General features: G+C 48.4%; 20 protein-coding genes. 11 read left to right on the forward strand and 9 right to left on the reverse strand.

Going from position 1 to position 23,992, the window contains the following annotated elements; genetic code table 11:
* Positions 1 to 331 precede the first annotated feature (331 nt).
* From AB432_RS21335 to AB432_RS30885, 3 genes are read left to right on the forward strand one after another with little or no spacing between them, the layout of a single operon-like run.
* A complete protein-coding gene (locus AB432_RS21335; protein WP_048033981.1) occupies positions 332 to 1,579 on the forward strand; it encodes an MFS transporter in 1,248 nt (415 codons plus the stop codon).
* Positions 1,576 to 1,746, forward strand: coding sequence for a hypothetical protein (locus AB432_RS30575; protein ID WP_162630224.1), 171 nt, complete (start codon positions 1,576 to 1,578; stop codon positions 1,744 to 1,746). The genes AB432_RS21335 and AB432_RS30575 overlap by 4 nt, the downstream gene beginning before the upstream one ends.
* Positions 1,743 to 1,880 carry a hypothetical protein gene (locus AB432_RS30885; RefSeq protein WP_173630650.1) on the forward strand — a complete coding sequence of 46 codons (138 nt, stop codon included), beginning with the start codon at positions 1,743 to 1,745 and terminating at the stop codon, positions 1,878 to 1,880. The genes AB432_RS30575 and AB432_RS30885 overlap by 4 nt, the downstream gene beginning before the upstream one ends.
* Positions 1,881 to 1,950: 70 nt before the next feature.
* Here the strand turns inward: AB432_RS30885 and AB432_RS21340 are convergent, their stop codons facing one another.
* Both AB432_RS21340 and AB432_RS21345 read right to left on the reverse strand, forming a co-directional pair.
* A complete protein-coding gene (locus AB432_RS21340) occupies positions 1,951 to 2,466 on the reverse strand; it encodes a hypothetical protein (RefSeq protein WP_082196053.1) in 516 nt (171 codons plus the stop codon).
* Positions 2,467 to 2,507: 41 nt separating this feature from the next.
* Positions 2,508 to 3,587, reverse strand: coding sequence for a M42 family metallopeptidase (locus AB432_RS21345; RefSeq protein WP_048033982.1), 1,080 nt, complete (start codon positions 3,585 to 3,587; stop codon positions 2,508 to 2,510).
* A gap of 153 nt (positions 3,588 to 3,740) precedes the next feature.
* On the opposite strand from AB432_RS21345, the gene AB432_RS21350 reads away from it, so the two are divergent.
* Positions 3,741 to 4,580: a GNAT family N-acetyltransferase gene (locus AB432_RS21350; RefSeq protein WP_048033983.1), complete on the forward strand. Its 840-nt coding sequence runs from the start codon at positions 3,741 to 3,743 to the stop codon at positions 4,578 to 4,580.
* Positions 4,581 to 4,659: 79 nt separating this feature from the next.
* Entirely contained in the window at positions 4,660 to 5,961 is a 1,302-nt protein-coding gene (locus AB432_RS21355) for a BaiN/RdsA family NAD(P)/FAD-dependent oxidoreductase (RefSeq protein ID WP_048033984.1), read from the forward strand.
* 238 nt (positions 5,962 to 6,199) lie between these two features.
* Here the strand turns inward: AB432_RS21355 and AB432_RS21360 are convergent, their stop codons facing one another.
* The 7 genes from AB432_RS21360 to AB432_RS21395 form a co-directional block, all read right to left on the reverse strand.
* Positions 6,200 to 6,409: a hypothetical protein gene (locus AB432_RS21360; protein ID WP_048033985.1), complete on the reverse strand. Its 210-nt coding sequence runs from the start codon at positions 6,407 to 6,409 to the stop codon at positions 6,200 to 6,202.
* Positions 6,406 to 8,856: a septation ring formation regulator EzrA gene (locus tag AB432_RS21365; protein ID WP_048033986.1), complete on the reverse strand. Its 2,451-nt coding sequence runs from the start codon at positions 8,854 to 8,856 to the stop codon at positions 6,406 to 6,408. Before AB432_RS21365 ends, AB432_RS21360 begins: the two co-directional genes overlap by 4 nt.
* 47 nt (positions 8,857 to 8,903) lie before the next feature.
* A complete protein-coding gene (gene refZ / locus AB432_RS21370; RefSeq protein ID WP_048033987.1) occupies positions 8,904 to 9,506 on the reverse strand; it encodes a forespore capture DNA-binding protein RefZ in 603 nt (200 codons plus the stop codon).
* A 257-nt stretch (positions 9,507 to 9,763) separates the two neighbouring features.
* A complete protein-coding gene (locus tag AB432_RS21380) occupies positions 9,764 to 10,672 on the reverse strand; it encodes a DUF6612 family protein (RefSeq protein ID WP_048033989.1) in 909 nt (302 codons plus the stop codon).
* Positions 10,673 to 10,799: 127 nt separating this feature from the next.
* Entirely contained in the window at positions 10,800 to 11,798 is a 999-nt protein-coding gene (locus AB432_RS21385) for an MBL fold metallo-hydrolase (RefSeq protein WP_048033990.1), read from the reverse strand.
* A gap of 66 nt (positions 11,799 to 11,864) precedes the next feature.
* Positions 11,865 to 14,105 (reverse strand): sensor domain-containing diguanylate cyclase, encoded by a 2,241-nt coding sequence (locus AB432_RS21390; protein WP_048035910.1) that lies wholly within the window; start codon positions 14,103 to 14,105, stop codon positions 11,865 to 11,867.
* Positions 14,106 to 14,143: 38 nt separating this feature from the next.
* A complete protein-coding gene (locus AB432_RS21395; protein WP_048033991.1) occupies positions 14,144 to 14,725 on the reverse strand; it encodes a histidine phosphatase family protein in 582 nt (193 codons plus the stop codon).
* Positions 14,726 to 14,953: 228 nt separating this feature from the next.
* Here AB432_RS21395 and AB432_RS21400 point away from each other — a divergent pair, with 228 nt between their 5' ends.
* The 6 genes from AB432_RS21400 (at position 14,954) to AB432_RS21425 (ending at position 23,983) form a co-directional block, all read left to right on the forward strand.
* Entirely contained in the window at positions 14,954 to 17,242 is a 2,289-nt protein-coding gene (locus tag AB432_RS21400; protein WP_048033992.1) for a YcdB/YcdC domain-containing protein, read from the forward strand.
* A 292-nt stretch (positions 17,243 to 17,534) separates the two neighbouring features.
* Positions 17,535 to 18,134 (forward strand): 30S ribosomal protein S4, encoded by a 600-nt coding sequence (gene rpsD, locus AB432_RS21405; protein ID WP_048033993.1) that lies wholly within the window; start codon positions 17,535 to 17,537, stop codon positions 18,132 to 18,134.
* A gap of 180 nt (positions 18,135 to 18,314) precedes the next feature.
* Positions 18,315 to 21,455, forward strand: coding sequence for a penicillin-binding protein 1A (locus AB432_RS21410; RefSeq protein ID WP_048033994.1), 3,141 nt, complete (start codon positions 18,315 to 18,317; stop codon positions 21,453 to 21,455).
* 71 nt (positions 21,456 to 21,526) lie between these two features.
* On the forward strand, positions 21,527 to 22,159 hold the full coding sequence (locus tag AB432_RS21415) for a hypothetical protein (RefSeq protein WP_047071930.1): 633 nt from the start codon (positions 21,527 to 21,529) through the stop codon (positions 22,157 to 22,159).
* A gap of 34 nt (positions 22,160 to 22,193) precedes the next feature.
* Entirely contained in the window at positions 22,194 to 22,838 is a 645-nt protein-coding gene (locus tag AB432_RS21420; protein ID WP_048033995.1) for a CBS and ACT domain-containing protein, read from the forward strand.
* Complete coding sequence (locus tag AB432_RS21425; RefSeq protein ID WP_048033996.1) at positions 22,835 to 23,983, forward strand: acetoin utilization protein AcuC; 1,149 nt, start codon at positions 22,835 to 22,837, stop codon at positions 23,981 to 23,983. The genes AB432_RS21420 and AB432_RS21425 overlap by 4 nt, the downstream gene beginning before the upstream one ends.
* The last annotated feature ends 9 nt before the right edge of the window (positions 23,984 to 23,992 follow it).

Here is a 23,992-nt window from a genome sequence, read left to right on the forward strand (position 1 = left end):
TTAATCTATCCCTTCGTCAAAAAATATAACGAGGAGAAAAACGATCACGATGATCCAGATGATCACTTCGAAACCTTCCTCGTTGAAGAAACCAAATCCTCTCACGTCAGATCCCCCCTTCATCCTGCCGCGCTCCTCGCACCATTCCATACCGCCCATGGTACCTTTCCCTATAGGTATATGTGGTTCCACGTTTGTTGGATTGGACGCTTGCCTGCCCTCATATCGATTTTGTGTGGTGGCCTACTTTGGGTTTGTGAAAAACGACTAGACGTTTTTCATAAAGCAGGATGAGCATACTAGAGAGGAATGAATCAAAGAGGAGCCGAACATGACAGCCTCTACTGGATCTCTGTTACGCAACAAGCCTTACTTGCTGTTACTGATAGTCGTCTTTTTCATGCACATGACCTCTTATCTGGTCATTCCCGTCTTCCCAGTCTTTTTGCAAAAGGTACGGGTTCTTTCTCTCTCCCAAGTCGGCATCATTTTGGCTGTGGGAAGCATCACATACCAAATCGGAAGCCTGGCAGGCGGCTTGATGTCCGATCGCTGGGGCAGACGCTCCATCCTAGCCTTGGGGGCATTTCTTCAAGGCTGTGCCATGGCAGGCTATCACTTCAGCCATTCTTATGGTCTCTTCTTGTTATTCTCCTCTGTCAACGGTTTGGGTCTTGGCCTGCTCGCTCCTACCATTAAAGCCATGATCGCGGATGAAGTGGATGAGAGCCAAAGAACCACTGCCTTCTCGTGGAGAGGGATACTCGCTCACAGCGGGATCATTGTCGCGGGCTTGGTCATTACGTGGATGACAGCGGGTGGGAAACAGCCATTTCTCGTTGCAGCCTTTGTGTACGGAGCACTTGCTGTCTTTTCTCGCTTCATCCTTCCCGATGATCGCTGTGTGGGAACAGATTGCAAGCAAACCCCGATCAAGGAGTATCGTCACATCTTGACCCATCGCAGCTTTCTGCTTTTTTCCGTGATCTCACTCTTAATCTGGGCGGTCTACGCTCAATTCGCTATGATCCTGCCACTGCGGGGAGAGCATGTCCTGCATTCTGCTACGATGATTGGTCTCATCTGGACGATTAACTCGCTCAGTGTCGTCGTCTTGCAAGGGTTGATCTCACGCTTTGTTCTACAGCGCATCAATCCGTACTTGTCTGTCACGATGGGAACGATCTTGTTGGGTACAGGGCTTACGCTCATGGGATGGGCGAACCATTTTCTCACATTGTGCGGGGCAGCGCTTCTTTTCATTTTGGGTGAGATGCTGTTTATGCCGATGCTGGACAGTCTCGTCACTCATTTCGCAAAAGAAGAATGGCTCGGAGCATACTTCGGCTTTTCCAATTTCGTATCTGGTCTTGGGACGGCTCTTGGGACGGGATTGGGTGGAGCAATGGTTGAAAAGCTAGGGGGCGTCGGCAGTAAATATCCGTGGATTGGCTATGGAGTGATTACGCTGTTTTTGGCGGCCATTCTTGGTCTGTTTGCCGTATATGCAATTCCCCGCCACAAAAACAATGTGCTTGACTCACCCTCAAAAAATCGCAGAAAGGAGGGGGCCACATGAACGCAGAGGAACACACGCAGCATCAACCCGAAAAGCAAATGGAAGTGCTTAGGCGAGTGCCGCTCACCTCCCTGTTCATCCAATTGGAGGACCATGTATCCTCCCGCATCGCCAAAAAACAAATTCGACTTGGCAGCCATGGTTCTGAGAAAGGGGTAGTTATATGACCAAGCAAAACAAGAATTCCTCTGTACAGCAAAATCGACCAGACGAGCGCAATCGCCAGCCCAAAAGCGTTCAAAACGATGCACCGGGCTATGGAGACAAAAAACTGGAGGGGCCAAATCGTCCTTCCACCTAGCCTCAGGCAATCAATAAAAAAAGTCATTTTGCGCCTTCATGCAAGGGCAAAATGACTTTTTTCGTTTCCTTTACGCAATCGGTACGAGCTTGTAGGGTAGTGAAAATTCTTCCAATCTGTCCAAAAATGCTTGGCGAGACTTTTCATCAGGCACAATCAGTTGGAGATAGCGTGTGAAATAAAACACGATGCGATCTTCTTTGCCCTCTTTCAAGCGATAGTGTGACAGTTGTGCGATGTCCGTCAAGTTGTAGAAGTATTCATAGCGCTCCTGTGTAAAAGGCGCTTGAAAGGTCCGGCTGACGACTACACCATTGCTCAGATTTTCCCGCATGTTCTCTTTGGTTGCACCTAGAAAACGAAGCAGCTCCCCGGCACGCTTCGCCCCGACCTTTTCCACCAGTATGCTGTCGTTGTACTCCACTTCCAGATCGGTCAAGTTGTTGGAAACGGCTGCAAGCATTGCCATCAGCACCTTGCGCACTGCCAGATTCTCCGTAGCGAATTGATTGTCAAACACATTAAATTCAAAGGACGTCGCTTCGCCCTGACGCCGTGTATACAATATGATCGCGTTCAAAAGCACTCCTCCGCTTTCTCTTTCCTCGACGATTTTCTCCAGACCATTTATCTCGGCAAAATGGATTCCCACGTCGCACGGTCCAGCTTGCGAATGACACTGAACAAGAGACGCTTGGCTGCCTCGTAATCCTCGCGATCAATGATCGAAGCATGGCTGTGAATGTATCGGGAAGGAATTCCAATAACGGCAGACGGCACTCCCTTGCCATGGTACTGTACGACCCCTGCATCCGTCCCACCTTTTGCCACATAAATCTGGTACGGAATGTTCTCTTCTTCACACGTGGAGATAAGAAGCTCACGCAATCCTACCGGCATGACGTACATCGGATCGTAGATGCGCATCAAAAGTCCACCGCCGAGCTTGCCACCGTCATCTTTTACACCTGGTATGTCTGTGGCTGGACTCGCATCCAATGCCAAGAACAAATCTGGATCAATGGACGCAGCGGCAGTTTTCGCGCCGCGCTGCCCGGACAATTCTTCCTGTACAGTGGCCCCGACGTAGACGACATTCGGATGATCGGGTTTTTCGTGCAACTCTTTTGCGAGCTCCACTGCCAAACTGCAACCATAGCGATTATCCCATGCTTTAGCCATGATGCGGCGCGGATTGGCCATGACCTGCAACGGACAAACCGGAACGATTTGCTGGCCAGCCCGTATCCCTACCTGTTCTGCTTCCTCACGTGAATCCACGCCGATATCAATGTACATGTTGCGTATATCCATCGGGCGATTGCGCTGATCGTCGCTCAAGACATGCGGCGGGATCGAGCTGATTACGCCTTCGACCGGTCCATTGTCCGTAATAATTTGTACACGTTGCGCGAGCAGGACCTGCCCCCACCAGCCTCCCAACGTCTGGAATGAAATAAATCCTTTATCAGAAATTCGAGTAACCATGAAGCCGACTTCGTCCATGTGACCCGCTACCATAATTTTCGGACCGTTCTCGTTACCACGCATCACACCAAAAATACTGCCCAAATTGTCGTACATGAGTTCACTCGTATAGCTGCTTATGTATTCCCGCATAATCTCGCGTACCGGACCTTCGAAGCCAGGCGCTCCTGGTGCTTGCGTCAAACGGTTCCACAGTTCAACCTGAAATTTATTTTCCATCGCCAAAAATCCTCCTCGACCCTAGTTTCATGCCTGTTATCCTTCTCTATTATCAGCGAGAGAGAATGCAGACGCAACTACTCCCAAGCAGGAATGCGAGAGCTTGTCCCGAATGAAGAAAAAAACACGAATCGTTTGAGGAGGAAATCGTAGATGGCAATCACGTTACGAAAGTTGGCCGAAATCAGTGAAATTGAGCAATTAGAAGCAATGGAGGGGCAAATATGGGACCCATCTACTGCTATTCCCCACCATATGACACTCACCATGCAAAAGTTTGGCGGTCTGTTTTTAGGGGCGTTCGATGGCGAGGAAATGATCGGCTTTTTGTACAGCTTCCCGGGCTTCACCAACGGAGAGCCCCATCTTTGTTCGCACATGCTCGGCTTTTTGCCAGAGTATCGCAAGCAAGGGCTGGGCGTACAAATGAAATGGCTGCAAAAAGATGAAGCGGCGGCAGCAGGCTATTCCAAAATAACATGGACGTACGATCCGCTTGAAACCGTAAACGGTGTTCTGAACATAGCCAAGCTCGGCGGTATCGTTCGCACTTACTTGCCAAACTGCTACGGACAGCTCGATGACGACTTCAATCGTGGACTGCCAACAGACCGTTTCCTCGTGGAATGGTTTATCGGAAGCGATCGTGTGGAATCGCGTCAGGCAGGGAAGAACTCTACTCCCTCTTTTGAACAGGCGCCTGACCTGTTGCGTTTAGAAATCAAGGATGGTATTCCACATCCCATCGAAATAGATTTGTCATGCGAAGAGCCTATTGTACTGCTCCCTGTCCCTGCCTTCTTCCAGGATGTAAAACGAGCAGATATGGCCGTCGCTTCCTTGTGGAGAGAGATGACGCGAGAATTGTTCACTTCGTATTTTGCCAAAGGATATGTCGTCTCGAATATCCTCCGTGGTCAATCCACCGTACGTTACGTCTTAGAAAAGCAGCCATTGACTGATATTTTAGGTGCCTCGTCCTCTCGATCCTAACTAGAATTGCGCGCCCCGTGAGCAGGTTGTGGTAAAATGGTGGTTGCCCCAACCCTATACAACAAAGGACGAGAATGAAATGAATCGATCACAATACAATTATGACGTTATCATCATAGGCGGCGGCCCCTCTGGGCTGATGTCTGCTATTGCTGCTTCTGGTCAAGGAGCAAGAGTTTGTCTCGTGGAAAAAGGCTCGAAACTCGGACGCAAGCTCATCATTTCTGGTGGCGGTCGCTGTAATGTAACCAATGCCAAGGAGCAAGATGAATTAATCAAACAAATGCCGGGAAATGGCCGCTTCATGTACAGTGCTCTCACCCAATTCGGCAACCGGGAGATCATCCAGTTTTTTGAGGAGATAGGTGTCGCGTTAAAAGAAGAGGATCGGGGCCGTATGTTTCCCGTCACAGATAAAGCTGTGACAGTCGCTCAAGCGTTGATTGATTTATTGAAGCGCCAAAGTGCCACCATCCATTTAAATGCCGCTGTAAAAGAAGTTCTCTATTCGGAAGGGAGAGTCGGCGGCATCATGCTTCAGTCCGGTGAGAAAATCACCGCGCCTTGTGTGATTATTGCTGTCGGAGGCTGTTCTGTACCACAGACAGGGTCTACAGGCGATGGCTATGCATGGGCGAAAGCAGCCGGGCACACGATCACAGAGCTGTATCCTACTGAAGTACCGCTTACAGCCAATGACTCTTTTATTCGCGATAAATCCATTCAGGGTCTGTCGCTGCGTGATATCACGATGACCTTGTATGCGCCCAATGGGAAAAAGATCAACACTCAAGAAGGCGATATGATCTTCACTCATTTCGGAATATCAGGACCCGCCTCCCTGCGAATGGGGCACTATGTCTCTGTGTCGCAACGAAAATACGGAGCGGTACCTCTATCTCTGACGATCGATCTCATGCCTGACAGAACGGCCGAGGAAATCATGGCAGAAAGCTGGCAACTGATTGAGGAGCAGCCAAAAAAGGCAGTAAAAAATGCAATCAAAGGCTTCCTCCCCGAACGGATTATTCCCCTCTTGCTTACGATGGCAGGAATTTCGGAAGAAACGACCTACAGCCATATGAAGAAACAAGAGTGGAGCACGTTCACGAGCTTGATCAAAACTTTTCCACTCACGATTACGGGAACGCTCTCTCTTGAGGAAGCGTTCATTACAGGTGGCGGCGTGAGCGTGAAAGAGATCGATCCACGTTCGATGAGATCCAAGCTCATGGATGGGCTGTATTTTGCTGGTGAGGTTATGGACGTCCACGCCCATACCGGTGGCTACAACATCACTATCGCCTTTTCGTCCGGCCATTCTGCGGGTACACATAGTGCGCAGGAAGCATTTGAATTTTTTTACGAGAATGACGTTTAGACCAAGAGGGATTGGGGAAACTATGAATCAGGTTCTCTTTTCATGAAAAGAGAAATCAGCACATTACTCCCCCCTAGTTGTAATGTGCTGGTTTAACAGACCTTACTCCCTTTATCTTCCTAGATGGGGCATCGCCTGCGTGAGCGATGCTTCTTTTTTTTGCCCAACAAAAAGCACCTGCTACAAAAGAAGGCACGTCCATCTTTTCCTAGCAGGTGCTTTACTATTCATTATTGGTTTATCCGACAAGGCGGAACAAATACGCAAATCCAGCGAACAAAAAGGCTAAGCCCAACAGAAAAAACGTGTTGGCACGCTGCTTGATGCGCCTTTTGTCTCCTTGAAAATAGGCGTTCATCCGCGATTGCCAGCGTTTTGTCCGTGGCTGTACCATGACGATAATGCCAACTACCAGTAAGAACAGAGGAAAGATCATCATCGGACTCATCCCTTTTTCTTACGGCGGAGAAGCCAACGGTTGTCCTCTTCGGCTGGTGCGCCTTCGATTACCAGACGGGCCTCCTCGGCAAGCTGATAGGCTTCTGCGAAAGCCAGTTGTCGAAATGATATCTCTGCCTTTGTCAACAACTCATTCACCTGACGATTTTGGCGACGGTAACGGTTTGTATACTGAATGGCACCCTCTGCCATCTGACAAGTTGTAATAATACGTTCTGCCATCCGCTCTGTTTCGTCGACCAAATCACTCGCGTCCTGAACCAGCATGGCCACCTCTTCCAGATCATAGCGGTACTGCTCCATGATCGTTTGCACGCGGCCCAACGTTTGCACGACTTCTTCAAACATGTATTTCAATTGATCCGGAATCCCCGGCAAGTAGCTGCGCTTGATTTGCTGACGGACGCGGACTAATGTGTTAGAAATTCGCTCCAGTTCATCCAGCGCATCGTCTTCCGTTTCGATGACCAAATATGTTTGCTCTTCTTCTTCCGGAATTACCTCTTCCTGTTCAGGCTGACTCTTCGGCATGACCAGTTCATACTCTTCTTCTTCTACGTAAGCAGGCTCCTCAGCTTTAACTGCTGGAGCAGGCTTTTGTGCTTTTTTATTGAAAAGCTGAGGAATTGCTTGCAACAAAACAGAACGTTCAGCTTCACTCAGCTCTGAGGATTTTCCTCGCACCGTTCGCTCTTCTTCTACTTTCGACTGCTGGAGAGGAGTCGGCTTTTCAGAATCTGCCTCGCTGGTAGAATGCTCGGTCTCGCTAGCTGGAGTCGGCTCAGGTATACGAATCTCCCGCTCCACAGCCGCGGATGTCGCAGCTACTTGCTGTAGCGAATCATCCTGTTCCACCTCTGCTACTTCGGCTCTCTTTTCGACCTGTATAAATTCTGCTTCATCTTTGTCTTGATTCACTTCTGCTTGCGGTTCCACTTCTGTATATACCGTCGCTGCTGCTTCTTCACGGGCAAGAACGCCATCTTCTATTGCTTGATACGTCGCATCAAGGAGTACTTCGAACGCTTTGACATGAGTCAACACCATTTCCAGGCTGCCCTCTTCCAAAGCGCTTTTCGCGGACATGACCAATTGCTTCGCCTGCAAGAGGGCATTGTCCAAGGAATCCTGTTTTAAATCAAAGCCGTCACGAACGGCCTGCTCGATTCCTTCTTCCAGATGCTTGAATTCTTCCGGCAATTCTTTTTTCACGCGTTGCACAAGCTTCGGAATGAGCTCCATCGCTTGTCCCACCTGCTCTAGCACTTGCTGAGCTTTTTGTGTGGTTTCGTACGCCGCAATGTCGTCCCCTGCCGCCCGCGAAGTTTTCACGAGTTTTCGCATCGTATCTACTTCATCGAGCGATGCTTTCAGCTCATGGAAAGACAATCCGTACTCCAGACGCAAATCGGACAAGCGTCGTTCCATCTGCTCCACTTGCTTTCCGATCTCAGGAACAACAACCTTGTTTTCTTGCTTGGTAACTGCCACGTTGGAAGTGTCTGTTTTTAGCTCATTCAGCTCTTCCTCGATTTTTGAAATGGCCTCTCTCGCCTCATTTAGCATGCCAAGTGCCAAAGTAAAACGGAAGCGATCGCAAGCCTCTTCTGCATCGAGAATCATCATTTCCACATCAGGGATGCGAATGCGCAACAGATTTTCTTTTTTGTCAGCCAAGTGGTGATAACGTACTTCTGTCATGCCGCTGGAACGACGAAGCGGTTTTTCTACCTCGATGACATTGATTTTTTCAACGAGCTCTTCCTTCCAATCCTCTACATCATCTACTTGGGCAAAAATAGCACGGCGTCTGATCATCGCGTAAATCAAGCCGATCGATAGCCCAGCAAATACTGCTCCAACCAGATAGATCCACCATGGAATACCTCCGAGTGCGCTACTGCTTTCGCTTTCTTCCGCTTTACTAGCGTCGGTCGCACCCGGTTTTGCTGTTGCTTGCTTGCTTTCAATACGGCTAAGCTCTTGGTTTACTTCCGCAATTAACGTCTGAATCCCGGTCAAATACTGCTTTTGTGTACGGAATGGTTCATAGAAAGACGCGACCTTGTCATGCAGCAATGCCATCGTGGCACCTTTTGCCTGCAAATTAGGACCAGCATAAATCCCCAACTGCTCGGTGTTCATGTCGAGTACGATCATGAGTGCATCGTCGGCTAAATTGTAATTGTCAAACAGCTTTTGCGCGTAGATATCTGGAGATTCGGCTTCTGGTGCCGTGCTTTCCACGACCACGACTTTGTAGCTGCCCGGTATGCCGTTCAATGAATTTGCAAAGGCCGTCCTGTCTTCTTTTTTCAAATAGTTGTCAGCGTCCTGAACAACTTCGTCTTTTTTATCTGGAAACGGCGTCGCATAAGCCGGATTCGTATATAGCAACATGCCTGCCAAACAGAGCATGAATAGTTTTCGTTTCACTTGTCATACATCCCCTTACTAGAATCATTCATTGGGAGAGGCCACGCCTAAGCAGGCAGCAAAGAACCTCGCAGATAACACATAATCGAGGTCTGCAGCCATTGGACGAACTCCTCGGAAGATGGTTCCAGATCATAGACCTGGCGAACCATTTGTGGTTGCAAAAATGGATATATCATCTGGCTCGTCATAGCCAGTACTGTACGATCAATAGAGACGGGCAAAAACTCACCCGAGACGACACCGCCCTCGATGACGCGCGAAAGCCCGTGTTTCCATCGGCTCATATATAGTGTCATCACTTCACGTGCAAGCATGGATTCTACGCTCAGCTCACGATGAATCAAACGCGTGATAGGCGCATGCTCACATTGAAATTGCAAATACAGGTGCACAACTTGTTCCAATCGTTGATAGGCAGGGATGTTTTCCTGCTCGTTTTCCAGTTCTTCCAAAAGGCGAAACATCGTCTCAAAGTAAGAAGCAATCAACGTCTCCAGGACTCCTTGCTTCCCTTCAAAGTGATAGGAAATCAGCGCGGAATTTACTTGAGCAACAGAGGCAATTTGTCTTACGGAGGTTCCTTTGTAGCCATGAACATCAAAAAGCTTCGCTGCTGCGGATAAAATACGCATTTTCGTCTGATCCATCAGGCATCTTTCCTATTGTACAGATTATTCGACGAAAAAAGATAGTCTTGTTGTATGTTCGACAATGTTTTCCAGTATTCCTTCTCGAAATGCTGATTCCATCGAAAAAAACCGCTATCGCATAGTTTTTCTTTCACATAAGAAGTACGTAAAAAGCATCGAGCACGTTACCTCAATTTTTCAATTTTCCCTGACAGAAAAAAAGACGCTCCTGTCTGCTTTGCAAGAGGAACGTCTCACTTGATTACTCCTACTCCCTATTTGCTTTTTTCCTCTGGAGTTGTGATGGGGGCTACTGTTCCATATTGCTGCAAATATGTTTCTACCTGCGTATGCTCTTTTACACGCTGATCGTTCAAATCGTACGCAGATCGAATGGACATCGTCATGTTTGTGGGGAGCATCGTTTTTTTATTGTAGTGAATCGTGTACTCTGCCTCTACTTCCATTTGGTTCACGAGCTCGTTTACGTCCACCTTTTTCTTGGACTGAATTGTGGGTCCAGAATGATGGGCAGGAGTCCCCCTCCAATTGCCTTCCGAGAGAGACATCGCTAGCTTTAGCTTCGGTATGTAGGGTTTCTCTCGCCCTGCTATCGATTGGACTTTTGCTCCGGATCTTGTTTGCTCTTGCATTTGGGTAACAAGCCAGCTCTTTAGTTTGGCAGAATCCAATACGACTCCGAACGCCTCAAAATCGTCTTTTGGATTCTCATCAGGCAGCATCCGGACGTTTCTTTTCATGTTGTCGATTTGCTGAAAGGAAGCGATGGGGTTCCAGTTGTTCATTTCTTGATGCAGGGCCGGGCTATCCCCTGCGACATGTTTCCAGCTTTCGTTTTGATCATGCTTGGTATACAGCTTGTTCCCATGGCTGAGCAAGGATAAGTTGTCCACTCTGTTTTCTTCCGGGACAGAGAGCTTCACGTTCATGTAAACAGCCTCTCCGTCCTTTCTGCCTGAAAAGTTAACCATGTTCGCATTGGCACTATTCGCCGTCAACAGCTTGGTTTGGCCGTAGAACGCATACGATTTCTGCGCTTCGAACTTGTCACGTACCTGTTCAAACGTTGTATTCGCATCCTGCTTCACACTCATTTGATTACAGCCACCTACAACAACTGTACACACAAGAGCCATCACGCAAATGGGCAAATACTTCTGCATAGATGCTACCCTCCCTCAGCTACCCTGGGTTAGCCGCATGTGGGGTCCCAGGGTAATAGTCCCTTTTAGCGTTTCCGGGGAGGAATAGGCTTATTCTACTTGCAAGCTTCTCTTGCACGATCAGGTTTTACAAGTGGTAATACAAGACTTGACCCTGCTCTCTCACTTCAATCTGATGGAGAATCATCAATAAATCAATGTGCCCTAATGTCTCGGATAGCGTCAATGGTAATTCTTTTTTGTACAAGTTTGGGAATAAGAGAGCATTCAATTCAAAAGCTGTCTTTTCTCCATCTGCAAGAAGCCTACGGAGTGTGTCTGTCCTCTCCCAGTTCTTTTGCAGACGGGCGAGTATGAGCTCTCGATGATTGTAAACCGGTTGACCGTGTCCACTGAGGACTTGTTCGATCTCCATGTCCGCACACATTTGCAACGCTGTGCGGTATTGGATCAAGGTCAGTGGTCTTGTACTCGAACGATTCCGGGGTGGTTCAATGAAGGCATTGGATGAAATTCGCTTGATGATATGGTCTCCACCAATCATGACATGATCCTTTGCCCGATACAACGACAGATGGCTTTGGCTATGTCCTGGTGTATACAGTACTTGCCAGTCCTCCAAGTACGGAACCTTTTGCTCATGCTTCAGATGAAAGTCAATCTGGCTTGGCGCAGAAAACGTCTTCATCAGCTTGTGAAATTTCGAGATAATGACCATCATTTTTTCCGGTACACCGCTCTGGATGTACAGCTCTTCGAAAAACTGATCATGAAAAGTCATAAACTGCTCATCCTGCTGTACATAAGGGGTTGCCTGTGGATGGGCAAACGTCTTCGCTCCCGATGTTTCTCGTATTTTTTCTAACTGCCCGCAGTGATCCACATGATGATGCGTTAGTATGACTTGCTCGATATCTTGCACGCTTACCCCAATCGATTCTAAGCCTTCTGTCAAGGCCGCCCACGCATCGTCGGTCAATGGCCCCACATCAACTAAGGTCAAGCGTTCCCCTTTTAACAAGTAGACGTTTACTGCCCCCACATCAAAAGGCGTAGGTATTTCCAGACAAAAAATATCAGGTGCTACTTGCGTTGCGATCCTTTGTTTGTCATCGTTTTTTGTCATTTTTTATCTACCTCTCAAGTTTTTTGCCTTTTTTTCCGAAAAGAGAAAAGAGCCATTGTTTTGGCTCTAGGCGAGAACAACTTGATTTCTACCTGAATTTTTGGCTTCATACAAAGCAATGTCTGCTTGATGGAACAGCGCTTCTACACTCAGGTTTACATCCATCTCCCTGCTCCATTTCGCTAGTCCACACGAGATCGTGACCTGTGGAGACGTCTCCTGCTCGACGCATTCCCGTATGCGCTCTGCCACGGAATGCGCGGTGTTTTTGTCCACACGCGGCAAATAAACAGCGAGTTCCTCTCCACCCCATCTTGCTGCGATATCACTGTCTCGGATGCTATGTCGAATCAGATTGGAGACCTGAATCAATACCTCGTCCCCTACCTGATGGCCAAATGTATCATTCACAGTTTTAAAATAATCAATATCGATCAAGATCAACGAGCCATAGTTGTCTTTTTGTAATGATCCTCTTACTCGTTCATTCAAATGTTTTCTCGTGTATAGACCTGTCAAATTATCCGTAATGACCATTCGTTCCATTTCATTATGCAGGACGGCGTTGGTCATTGCCAAGCTCGCATGTTGTCCAAATATTTCGAGGAGTTTGTAGTCGTCAAAACTAAAAAAATGATAACGGGAATCTGCGACTAAAAGGACTCCACTAATCTCACCCTCAACAACGAGCGGAACCCCCATGAAGGAACAGCACGTGAAGAGCGAAAAAGGAAGTGGTCCTGCCCCCGGTTGAGCCAGCAACAACGCCTGCTTGTTTTGCAAGATTTGCTGAAATGGCTTTTCTGTTGAATCGATAGCCATGCCATTGAACGCTGGAATGGAGGAAGAAAGTACATCGAAGCAATCCTCGCCCGGCGTTTTTCGCAAGATGGCACAAAACTCCGCATCAAAGGTAGCCCGCATCATTGTCGTAACAAAATCGAGAATTTCCTTTAAATCAAGACTTCTGTTCAACTGGCGCGCCATCTCATTAATCAAACGTAATTCTCGAATCAAATTGCGCGATTGCTGATAGAGCTGAGCGTTTTCAAACGCAGTCCCAGCAGTATCCGCCAAGATGGAGATGTAGTCCTTCTCATGCTGATTCAGGGTGATTCGCTGATCGGACGTCACTTGCAATACACCGTAGATGCCCTGCTTGCCCAAGAGTGGCGCTGCGATCACCGTCACCTGTTGCTCCCCTTCCCCCACTTCTTCGGCAATGAGACGTCCTTCCAAATAGGCCTTGGTACTGGTAGACGGCTCTACTTCTTGAAAAGAAAGCTGTTTGACCGGGGTGGTTGCATTGGGTTCAACCGTCAGGAAAAGCTCTGCCGACAAGTACGGATAAAGACTGGGAATGCTCGTCACGATTTCATGCAAAACATCATTCACATCAATGGATGCCTGAATCTTTGACATCAATTGATACAACAAATCTTTTTTGCTCGCTTCACGACGCAGGTCGTCCGACATGATCGAACGCCAAAGCGCACAGCTTGCCTTCGCGCCTATTTCTTGCAAAAAAGCAACATCCCGTTCATCGTACACGCAATCTGTCTCTTCGGGTGGCAGATGCAAAAACAATGCGTAGAGCGGTGTTTGGTTCAAGGAGACAGGAACGACCACAAGCCTGTGGTCATCCAAAATGGAAGGCATGATTTGCGTCGTGCCGAATCTCGAAACCAGTTGAGCAATGTGGGTTTGTCCAACTTCCGCCTCTTGTGTTGTTACGTTCTCCTGCGGAATCAACGTGGCATTGTCCGCGAGCTTTACGGCCGAACAATAGCCTTTTTGGATAATGTCACTGACCTGACCCGTCAAGCTTTGCAGCAGCTCTTTGGTCGTATCATGCAACGTCAAATCCATGACAATCTGGCTGGTGACGTGTTGAATATACGCATCATATCCCATGCGAATCAACGGCTCTAGCCCGCGCATGTAGGATGACAAATCGAAATGGATTTGGTCTTCGGGCGCTATCATGCCAATGACAGCTCGAACCCTTCCATCTTCTTCACACAAAGGAAAGGCTCCACATACGTTGTTCATTTCACTTCTCGTTTTAACTACGATCTCTTTGGAGGAAAGTGCCTCTTCAATAAAATCAAAGACTTTGCCAATCGATACATCGTGTTGCAGGGTAAGCCCTTGAGAATTCCGAGATGGACCAACCTGCATTTCCATGAAGTTGATTACGCGGCCCCCGGAATCTGTCAAGAAAAGGATGCCTGGGCGCTTTTCCGGCCAAGATTGTAAGATAAAATGGGCCGTGTAGGAAAAGACCGTCTCTAACTTCCCCAACATTTTGCTTGACACGAGAAACTCCCTCTCTCAGCATTTTCTCAAGCTTTCAAATGGTCTGTATCATTAACGGATAGAACTTCCCACCTGCGATCTACATACCGAAATATCGTAATACCGGTATTATCAATACGTGTGATACCCGTTCCTTGTTCTCCTACCGTCACATAATGCAAGAAGCTATTAATGAGACCGCCATGCGAGACAACGACAATCGCCTCACCTGGATGACTCCCTGCTATTTCTGTCATGGCAGCTACAGCTCGACGCTGCATGTCTTCGAATGTCTCAATTCCACAGGAGGCTTCATCCTGATTTTCAAACCGCTCACGTATTTCTTCATAGGTGAGCCCCTCCCACTCCCCATAGCAGCGCTCCCGCAAGGTTGTCCGCGTAGAAACAGAGGATTGGAAATTGCCAGCAATCTTGGCAGCCGTATCGTGTGCCCGACTGAGATCACTCGAATAAAAAGCGTGAATCGTCTCGCCTTGGAATCTGCCTGCTACTTGCTCGGCCTGACGTACCCCGAGCTCGTTCAATGCGATGTCACTGTGGCCTTGTATACGACGAACCTGATTCCACTCCGTCTCTCCATGACGAATGAGATACATAATGGTTTCCAAAACGAATTATCTCCTTACCGTTCTGTATTCTATGGATAGTATTTCTTATTATATAAGATGCATGTTCACAATTCTAGATTGATAAAAAAACATTTGGTACAAAATTCCTATATTTCATTCCTTTCTGCAAATGCCGGGTGCTTTTTTCGTGAATTTGAACTGAAACGAACTTTTACTTCCTCTCGTCAGAGGTGATAAGAAGAATATGACATCGTTGGAGGGGTTCCTATGAAACCGTGGATCATTCGGTCCAGCTCATTTGTTCTATCTGCCAGTCTGTTGCTGCCTGTGGCTCAAGCGCATGCACAGTCACCTCATGTAAGTACCAATAAAATGGCGACTACTGTGGCACAAGCAGACTCCGTGGCACAGGCCAAAGCAAAGCTGTCCAAGGAAGCAGCCTTGGCACTCGCTACCAAAATAGTACCCACCGCAGGAATGACGGTGCAGAATGTGTCATTTCGTTCAGCGGATAGCTGGCGCCCATTTCCAGAATGGTCGTTTAGTTGGGTGAAGAAAGATCCGGAAAACGGAAAAGTCCTTCTATCTTATAGCGCAAGTATCCACGCTAATACAGGCGAGCTGACTTCCTATTCGCGTCAAGAGCAGGAAGCCTCCTCGCTTCCTTATGCAAAACGAATTTCCTATACAGAGGCGCAAGAGCAGGCGAAGCGCTTTTTCGAGAAAAACAATGCAGGAAAAGCAGCGGAAACAAGACTGTATACGCGCGATATGCCAGAGCCAAAAACTCCCCTGAACTCGGAAGTCTACTATAATTTCCGCTTTGTTCGTGACGTGGACGGCATTCTCTTTCCTGATAACGGCGCAGATATCACGGTAGATGCTTCCGGCACAGTGACCAACTATTCTCTGTCGTGGAACGACGTGACTTTCGAGGACACGGATACGACAATCTCGGAAGAAGAAGCTGAGAAACTGTTTAAAGAACAAGCGCATCCAAAACCAGTTTACCTGCTGCCGTGGGAACGGATGGAGACGCAAAATAACAAGCCGTCTCTCGGGTATACGAATCCTTTCACCTTCTACATTGATGCGGAGACCGGGAAAGCATTGACACAATCGTTAACTCCGTATCAACCAGCGAAAGATCCTGAGCCTGTCAGCAGCAAAGTCCTATCTGCACGCCGCAGCGGACAACCGCTCTCCCAAGAGGAAGCTGTACAATGGGCATCGAAAGCATTGAAGTTGTCCAACTACGAGCTTCGTTCTGCCAATTACAATGAAAGAGACTACCGTGGCAATCGTCCTGTCTGGGATCTCGAATTCGGCGAAAAGGGCAATAGCGAAGACGGATTTGCGTATGTCTCCGTGGATGCTGTAACCGGGGATATCTACCGATTGGACAAGGACTTCCGTGGCCGTAAAGAAAAAACAAGCGCTTCTAAAAAGCCAGACATGGAAAAATTCAAGGCAAAAGCGATGGAAACGATTCGTGATTTGGCGCCAACCATGGCCCACCAGCTTTACTGGACAGAGCGTTTTGAAGAGGAAATCCAAAACCAACCCGTTGATTCCGAGCGGACGCAGATCCGATTTGAGCGTTTTATCAATGGAATAGCTGCAGCTAGCGGCTCTGCCTACTTCACGTTTGACACAGAAACAGGCGATCTAATGAGTTACAGTACTGAATTGGGCAGCGAAACATACCCGACACAAGTTCCCAAGCATCTGCCTGCTGCCGAAGCGAGCGAAAAATGGTGGACAGAGACAAAAGCAGAGGAAGTATACGCCCTCGTCCCTCTTACTCCTGAGGATGCCAAACGCGCGAAAGAGCAGCCTTCCTACACACCGAAGCGAACTGCCAAGATCGTCTATCGCGCGACAATGACGCCGTTTGAGCAGCCGTATTACCTTGATGCTGTAACAGGCGAGTGGAGCTCTACCTCTACTGGCAAAACGATTGCGCTTCATCGTCCGGCTCCTGCCGATTTGGAGGGTCATCCGGCGGAAAAGGAACTCTTGTTGATGTATGAATACGACGCACTCACGCTTGAAAACGGCAAAATTATGCCGCAAAAACCGATCACACGTGGCGAAATGATTGAAATGCTCATGATCAGTCTCAACCAAGGCAATCACTATCCACAGTACTCTCTGGAACGCAAGGCCACTTATAGCGATGTGGCAAATGGTTCGCGCTTCTTCTCAGCCGTAGAAGGAGCTGTTGATCGCGGTCTTCTCGATAAAAATGCTTCCAAGCTGAACCCAAATGAGACGATTACACGTGAAGAACTCGCTGATATGATTGTTCGTGCACTCGGTTACAAAAAACTGACGGACTTCCCTGGCATGTTCCAGTCCCAGCTCTCAGACATTGCCAATTCGAAGTACCGCGGTTCGATCATCATCGCGACTACACTCGGTATCGTGCCAACTGACAAGCAGAAGTTTCAGCCACAAAGCCTCGTCCCTCGTGCCGATGCAGCCATTACCTTTACCCGTTTCCTCGAAAAACGGGATAATCCAGACGGTCCCGTTACTTTGTTGCGAAAATAAAACCCAAAAAGCGCCATCCATCCCACTTCTTGCGGCGGATGGCGCGCTTCTTTTCCCTTGACTTTACTATATCGCGCCTAGTATTATTGAATGTATGTGTACAGGGTAGCATTGATTGTAGGTAAAAACGGAAGGATGTACCCTCTTAGTTCCCTCCCTTTACAGACTGCGGCTGATCATCTGTGAGGAGCACGATGCGGAAACGCTACCGTCCGAAGTTCGTGTAGATAAAGTAGGAACTAACCTGCCGGAAGTAAACACCTGCGAATCCATATTAAAGGAGAATGAAAACATGTCACGTTACACAGGACCTCGTCACAAACTGGCTCGTCGTCTGGGTATCTCCCTCGATGGTACAGGAAAAGACATCAAACGCAACTTCCCTCCAGGTCAACACGGTCACAACAACCGTCGTAAACTGAGCGAGTACGGAATCCAGTTGCAAGAAAAGCAAAAACTGCGCCACATGTTTGGCCTTAACGAAAAACAATTCCGCCGCACTTTCGACAATGCTAGCAAAATGGCTGGCGTAGTGGGCGAAAACTTCATGAAATTGCTGGAATCCCGCCTGGACAACCTGGTATACCGCATGGGCTTTGCTCCAACTCGCCCAGCTGCTCGTCAGTTGGTAAACCATGGTCACTTCCTGGTAAACGGCAAAAAAGTAAACATCCCATCCTACCGCGTACAACCGGGTGATGTAATCTCCATTCGTGAAAAGTCCCGTGGTCTGCAACTGATCAAGGACTCTCTGGAAGGTCGCACTTTCCTGCCGAACTACGTTACATTCAACGATGCTGCTGCTGAAGGTACCTTCACTCGTCTGCCAGACCGTGAAGAAATGCCAGCTGAAATCAACGAAGTTCTGATCGTTGAGTTCTACAGCCGTTAATCGTCTGAGGATAAATAAAAAAAGAGCAGTGCCGCTTGTCGGCCTGCTCTTTTTTTATTGCTTTCATACACCCGACAACTTTCAACGGTATTTGACACATTTTGCTAATTCCTACGCATTTTCTATCCTCTAGGTTCCTCGTATGGTATAATCAGGGGGTATGCTAGGGGGTCGTAGATTATGTCGAATAACCACACATCTTCCTCTGAACCGACGAAGAAAAAGCGACGCAGAAGCCGTGGTAGAACGTTCTGGATCATCTTCCAAATCGTCTTCGTACTCGGGCTAATGGGAGCTGCAGTCGCAGGAGGAATCGTGACAGGTTATGTTGCCGCACTCGTGAAGGACGAGCCTGTGCGCAGCAAGGAGGAACTGGAGAATAAAATCTTCACTAACTATCTGACTGGATTCGCCTACTACAACGACGGCTCTCTGATCGGCCAATTGCGGGCCGAAGAAGGCGATCGACGTTTGGTGAAGAAAGCAGACGTTTCTCCCTATTTAATTAATGCCATCATCGCAACTGAAGACAAAACCTACTACCACCACTCCGGAGTTTCGCTTCAATCTACCATGCGCGGAGCGATTCAGGAAATTACCAACCAGCCCGTCGTAACAGGTGGTAGTACGATTACACAGCAGCTTGTAAAAAATACAATCCTTTCTGCTGAAGTTAGCCACACCCGTAAGGCACGTGAAATTTTTACCGCGATTCGAATCGAGCGCATGTTTTCCAAAGATCAGATTCTGGAAGCCTACATGAACGAAATTTACTTTGGAAAAAACGCCAACGGTTCAAACGTATACGGCGTTCAGGCTGCCGCGAAAGGGATTTTTGGCAAAGATGTAAAAGAGCTCGGGCTCGCTGAGGGCTCCTATCTTGCGGGCATGATTCAAAATCCAGGTGCCTACTCTCCATTCCGTGCAGAAAGCTATCAGCGCGGGAAGGAACGCCAAAAAATGGTGCTGGATCGGATGCTGGAAAATGGCTACATCACACAAACTCAATACGATGGAGCTCTCGCCAGTGATTTAAAGGCACAGCTAGCAAAACCGACACAGCAAGCTTATCGAGAAGTGCCTTTCTTGATGATGGAAATTGAAGATCGTGCCGCACGTCAACTTGTGGATGCAGACCTCTTGGAAAAAGGACGAGACAAATCAACCATCGGCCGCAACGAATACCGACAGCTGGTTGAAGAGAAACGTCGCGACATACTGCGAAAAGGGTACAAGATACATACCACGATCGACAAGAGCGTATATGACATCATGCAGGCTGTTGCAGCCGACCCGAAAAACTTCGGTAAGAATCGTACCTATACGATTCGTCGCTCAAACGGCAAAACAGAGAAAATCGAAAATGCTCTGGAAGAAGTCGGCGCAATGCTGATTCACAACAAAACAGGAGCTATCCTCGGCATGATCGGGGGACGTGACTTCAAGGTGGAACAGACGAACCACGCCACCGTACCACGCCAGCCTGGTTCGGCCATGAAGCCACTTGCAGCTTATGCTCCTGCTTTTGAACTGGGATTGCTCCAGCCAGCATCCCCAATCGATGACGCTCCGGTGCTACTCGCTGACGGCCAGAACGGTTCCCATTTACCTAAGAACTGGAACAACAAATGGCAAGGGATGATGAGTGCCCGTGAAGCACTGCGTATGTCCTGGAACATTCCGGCGATCAAGACGTATTTGAAAGTTGGCATTCCAACGGCTCTCGAATACGTGAAGAAAATGGGAATTACAACATTGGTGGATGCTGACAACTATGCAGCCACTGGCGTAATTGGCGGTCTCACCTACGGAACAACTGTTGAGGAAATTACAAACGCCTATGGGACATTCGCAAATCACGGTTCTTTCGTTGATGCCTATCTGATTGACCGAATTGAAGATAACACCGGAAAAGTAATTTACCGTCATGAGACTAAACCAGTGCAAGTGTACAGCGAGCAAACAGCATACTTGATCACTGATATGATGCGTTCCGTTGTCAATAACGGTACGGGTACACACATCCGCAAATACGTGCCGCGCAAAGTCGATGTGGCAGGTAAAACCGGAACAACGAACAACAGCAACGACCTCTATTTCGTCGGTTACACGCCAGAGCTGTCCATGGGGGTATGGGTTGGCTTTGACGAGCCATATCCAATGCCAGACGCCGACAAATATGTTCCGATGGTCGTATGGGGTAAAGTCATGAAGGATGTCATTGCGAAGCATCCGAACCTTTCACCTCCTGATTCCACCTTTAAAAAGCCGGCAGGAATTGTCAGCGCGACTGTTGACTCGAAATCAGGTCTTTTGCCAAGTGAGCTTTCAAAGGAAGCTGGCCATTTGATCACTGATATTTTCAACAGCAAGTTCGTTCCGACGAAGGTAGACGACTCCCACCAAAAAGCACGTGTCATTACGTATAATGGCGAACGTTATTTGGCGAAGGAAGGAACACCTGAGGATTTTGTTACCGAAGGCGTCTTCTACCGCTCACCTGATCCGCTGCCTACCAAGGAGCAAATTCAAGCGAAAAACAGTAGGGTCGCCACCCAACCACCAGATTGGGAGCAACGCCTGCCTGACAAGGAAGACCCTCGTACAGAGGCAGGTGGAGCGCCATCTTCTCCAAGCGGTGTAACGGCTACAGGCTCAGGTAAGCAAATTACGCTTACGTGGCAATCAGCCAAAGAAGCTGACTTGGTCGGTTATCGCATCTACCGCGCTGATGTGCAGAACGGCTTTGTCAAAGTAGCGACTGTGAAAGATCCGTCGGAATTGACTTTTGCCGATACGACTGCACACCATGGAGATTTAGGCTATTATGTCACTTCGGTGGATATCGCTGGTAATGAATCGCAGCCTTCCGCAATCGCTTCTGTCGGATCTACACAGACATGGCAGTTGCCTGATCCAAATCAAGGTACCGAAACAGGCATCCCGAATCCGATGGACAATAACGGGAATGGTCAAACAGATCCAGATGGAACTGTGACGAACCCAGCAGATGGATCAGGAGGCACGAATACAAACACAGATTCCGCTTCACCACCTGCTGCTCCGAAATCCTTGTCTATCAAAAACACGCCTAACGGTTGGCAGCTAAAGTGGAAAGGAAGCAGCTCGTCTGAGCAGATGTACAACGTATATTTTAGCCCAGACTCAGCAAGCGGCTATTTGTTACTCGGTACTGTCTCTAGCACAAGCTTTACACACGCAGCAGAAGTACCGAATGGCAGTAACTACTACATTACCGCAGTCAACAGTTACGGAGAATCGCCACATTCTAACATCGTAACTGCCAACACCACAGAATAAACTGGAATGACAACTGACAGAGATGGTTAGACGCCATCTCTGTTTTTCTACAAACGTAAGGGGGGGAACTGATGGAGCACGTCAAACGCTATCATTCATTGAGCTTAATGGTGAACAACAAGGAACTGCTCGTCGAAGGACCGATTACAGGAAGTTATCTGGCCTCATTACGCTTTGATGAAGGACTGAAAGCTTTTCGTATCCCTGAACAGCAGCATGAAGCTCTCATCGAAATCGCGGATTTGCCTGAAGGGCGCATTATTATTGCACGCGAAGGAGACCTCGTCCTCGGCTACGTGACCTTTCTGCACCCCGATCCACTGGAGCGATGGTCACAAGCCCAACTGCCCGATTTGCTGGAGCTGGGCGCGATTGAAATCAGTCATAAAGTGAGAGCGGGTGGCGTAGGCAAAAAGCTGCTGGAAGTCGCCTTCTTGGACGACGCCATGGAAGACTACGTCATTATTACAACGGAGTATTATTGGCATTGGGACCTGAAAGGAACAGGACTCGATGTATGGCAATACAGAAAGGTCATGGAAAAGGTCATGGGTAGCGCAGGCCTGAGCTGGATGGCGACAGACGATCCGGAAATATGCTCACATCCCGCCAACTGTCTCATGGCAAAAATCGGCAAGCGTGTACCGCCAGAAACAGTCGTTGCCTTTGATGCTATGCGGTTTCAAAATCGTTTTCTTTACTAGTTTGGATGCCTTTTGATTCCAGGAGGTCACTCTTATGCGTATTGAAGAGATTATGCGAAAAAAAATTGTCACGATCCAGCCATCCACTACAATCGGAGAAGCGCTTCTTCTCCTCCGTGCAAACAGAATCAGGCATTTGCCCGTCATTAAAAACGACTCACTCGTAGGTATTGTCTCGGACCGTGACCTGCGAGACGCCCTCCCCTCTCGCCTGCTGACACATGACGATGACGACACCGTCCTGCACAAGCCTGTAGCCGATATCATGAATCAACAAGTCATCACTGCCCACCCACTGGATTTCATCGAAGACGCAGCCCTCCAACTATACGAGCACAAAATCGGCTCACTACCCATCGTCGAAGGGAATCGGCTCGTAGGATTAATCACAGAATCGGATCTTTTCTCTAGCCTGATCGAACTTTTCGGCGTTAACAAGCCCAGCTCCCATATCGAAGTCGAAGTAGATGACCGCGTTGGCATGCTGGCAGAAGTCAGTCAAGTCTTTCGCGATGCACAAGTAAATGTCACGAGCGTCGTGGTTTTTCCTGGGAAACAGCACGCAAAAAAGAACCTTGTTTTTCGGGTACAGACAATTGATCCTCGTATCGTGACGCAATTGCTCCTTGAAAAGGGCTTTTCCGTAATCGGACCTACGGAAGGAGGGATACCCCAGTGAGCCGAAATGCTCGTCTGATCTACTCTCCAGACTACACGCAATATTATTTTCATGATGATCATCCGTTCAACCAGCGTCGTCTGCTCCTTACACATGATCTGATGAGCAGTTACGGAATACTCAAAGACTCAGACATCCTGACTCCCCGACCGGCGACAGATGAAGAACTCGCCCTGGTGCATGACCCGCGTTATATCCAATTTGTTCGCGATCAGGGCCATAGTGAACACGAGCTTCCGCAGGCAGCCAGTTATGGCTTGGGGACAGAGGATGTTCCCTGTTTTTCGAACATGCATGAAGCGTCCTCGCTGATCGTCGGAGGTACGTTAAACGCAGTGGACGCGGTTATGAGTGGACAGGCAGAACACGCCTTCAATCCCGCTGGTGGACTGCATCATGCCTTTCGTGGACGCGCCTCTGGCTTTTGTATCTACAACGATTGCTCCGTCGCGATCGCTTATTTGCGAAAAAACTGGAATGCGCGCGTGCTGTATATCGACACAGATGCCCATCATGGAGATGGGGTACAGTGGGCGTTTTACGATGACCCTCATGTACTGACTGTATCCATTCACGAAACGGGTAAGTATCTCTTCCCAGGAACAGGGAATTTGTCTGAACGTGGAGATGGAAGCGGTTACGGTTATTCTGTCAACGTTCCGCTCGATGCCTTCACAGAAGACGCTTCTTTTCTGGAAGTATATGAAGAGTTGGTATCAAAGCTAGCGGCTGGCTTCAAACCGGATGTCATCCTGACCCAAAATGGTTGTGACGCTCATGCGTACGATCCCCTCACCCATTTGTCTTGCTCAATGAAGATTTATCAGGCGATTCCTCGTCTTGCTCACCGTCTCGCTCATGAATATTGTGACGGTCGCTGGATTGCTGTAGGCGGCGGGGGCTACGATATTTGGCGGGTGGTGCCGCGGGCATGGACCCTGGTCTGGAGTGAGATGAGCGATCAGCCTCTTACGGACGGTGATCTTCCCGAAGCCTGGCTCAAGCGCTGGCAACCTGAGACGGATTTGCCCTTGCCATCTCGGCTTTTTGACGAACCATTCCCAACAATCCCACGACGAGCAGAGATCACGGAAAAAAATCGTCTTACGTTAGAACGTGCGATGCTGAACGCACCTATTGGATGAAAAGTAAAA

The organism is Brevibacillus brevis (genome assembly GCF_001039275.2).
Taxonomy (GTDB): Bacteria; Bacillota; Bacilli; order Brevibacillales; family Brevibacillaceae; genus Brevibacillus; species Brevibacillus brevis_C.

Excerpts from the sequence above, each read along its gene's own strand:
- AB432_RS21400 (WP_048033992.1), top strand. The coding sequence starts at position 14,954 with ATGAAACCGTGGATCATTCGGTCCAGCTCATTTGTTCTATCTGCCAGT.
- AB432_RS21360 (WP_048033985.1), bottom strand. The coding sequence starts at position 6,409 with ATGAGTCCGATGATGATCTTTCCTCTGTTCTTACTGGTAGTTGGCATT.
- rpsD (WP_048033993.1), top strand. The coding sequence starts at position 17,535 with ATGTCACGTTACACAGGACCTCGTCACAAACTGGCTCGTCGTCTGGGT.
- refZ (WP_048033987.1), bottom strand. The coding sequence starts at position 9,506 with ATGGATCAGACGAAAATGCGTATTTTATCCGCAGCAGCGAAGCTTTTT.
- AB432_RS21335 (WP_048033981.1), top strand. The coding sequence starts at position 332 with ATGACAGCCTCTACTGGATCTCTGTTACGCAACAAGCCTTACTTGCTG.
- AB432_RS21380 (WP_048033989.1), bottom strand. The coding sequence starts at position 10,672 with ATGCAGAAGTATTTGCCCATTTGCGTGATGGCTCTTGTGTGTACAGTT.
- AB432_RS21385 (WP_048033990.1), bottom strand. The coding sequence starts at position 11,798 with ATGACAAAAAACGATGACAAACAAAGGATCGCAACGCAAGTAGCACCT.
- AB432_RS21345 (WP_048033982.1), bottom strand. The coding sequence starts at position 3,587 with ATGGAAAATAAATTTCAGGTTGAACTGTGGAACCGTTTGACGCAAGCA.
- AB432_RS21410 (WP_048033994.1), top strand. The coding sequence starts at position 18,315 with ATGTCGAATAACCACACATCTTCCTCTGAACCGACGAAGAAAAAGCGA.
- AB432_RS21415 (WP_047071930.1), top strand. The coding sequence starts at position 21,527 with ATGGAGCACGTCAAACGCTATCATTCATTGAGCTTAATGGTGAACAAC.
- AB432_RS21390 (WP_048035910.1), bottom strand. The coding sequence starts at position 14,105 with ATGTTGGGGAAGTTAGAGACGGTCTTTTCCTACACGGCCCATTTTATC.
- AB432_RS21420 (WP_048033995.1), top strand. The coding sequence starts at position 22,194 with ATGCGTATTGAAGAGATTATGCGAAAAAAAATTGTCACGATCCAGCCA.
- AB432_RS30885 (WP_173630650.1), top strand. The coding sequence starts at position 1,743 with ATGACCAAGCAAAACAAGAATTCCTCTGTACAGCAAAATCGACCAGAC.
- AB432_RS21355 (WP_048033984.1), top strand. The coding sequence starts at position 4,660 with ATGAATCGATCACAATACAATTATGACGTTATCATCATAGGCGGCGGC.
- AB432_RS21350 (WP_048033983.1), top strand. The coding sequence starts at position 3,741 with ATGGCAATCACGTTACGAAAGTTGGCCGAAATCAGTGAAATTGAGCAA.
- AB432_RS30575 (WP_162630224.1), top strand. The coding sequence starts at position 1,576 with ATGAACGCAGAGGAACACACGCAGCATCAACCCGAAAAGCAAATGGAA.